The following is a 901-nucleotide window of genomic DNA, read 5'->3' on the forward strand; positions in this document are numbered from 1 at the left end:
TGCCACTTCAAATGGTATCCAAGGTCAACCTCAAAAGGGTACTCCAACCTTCACAGAAGGTGATCCATTGGTTCCAATTGATGACGCAAAACCAATGACTTTCGAAGATGGTCAGTCAACGAAAACAGTTCCGGGTGTAGGTGAATACAGCATCAATCCAGATGGCTCTATCACCTTTACGCCGGATAAGAAGTACGTTGGTACTCCAGATCCAGTCACAGTGAAACGTGTAGATAAGAACGGCACAGAAGTCACCGCGACTTATACGCCAACAGTAACCAAGGTAACACCAACTTCAACAGATGCCACTTCAAATGGTATCCAAGGTCAACCGCAAAAAGGTACCCCAACCTTCACAGAAGGTAATCCATTGGTTCCGATTGATGATACGAAACCAATGACTTTCGAAGACGGTCAGTCAACGAAAACAGTTCCGGGTGTAGGTGAATACAGCATCAATCCAGATGGCTCTATCACCTTTACGCCGGATAAGAAGTACGTTGGTACTCCAGATCCGGTCACAGTGAAACGTGTAGATAAGAACGGCACAGAAGTTACCGCAACTTATACACCAACAGTGACTAAGGTAACCCCAACCAGCACTAACGCAACTAGCACAGGTCCTCAGGGTGTTCCACAAAACGGCACACCAACCTTCCAAGGTGGCGATCCACTGGTTCCGATCGATGAAACAGTCGAGCCAACCTTCGAAGATGGAAGTAAAGAGAAGTCTATTCCAGGTCAAGGAACTTACACAATTGCGCCAGATGGTACAGTGACCTTCACTCCAGACAAACAGTTTGTAGGCAAACCTGATCCAGTCACAGTCAAACGCGTAGATAAGAATGGCACCCCAGTTACTGCAACTTATAGTCCAGAGTTTACGAAAGTAACACCAACT

At 46.4% G+C, this 901-nt stretch carries 1 pseudogene; it reads left to right on the top strand.

Annotation, left to right across the window (positions count from 1 at the left end):
* Nucleotides 1-901 (top strand): annotated as a pseudogene (locus HMPREF3108_RS05825) (YSIRK signal domain/LPXTG anchor domain surface protein); the annotation flags it as partial.

The organism is Streptococcus sp. HMSC10A01 (genome assembly GCF_001807785.1).
Lineage (GTDB): Bacteria > Bacillota > Bacilli > Lactobacillales > Streptococcaceae > Streptococcus > Streptococcus gordonii.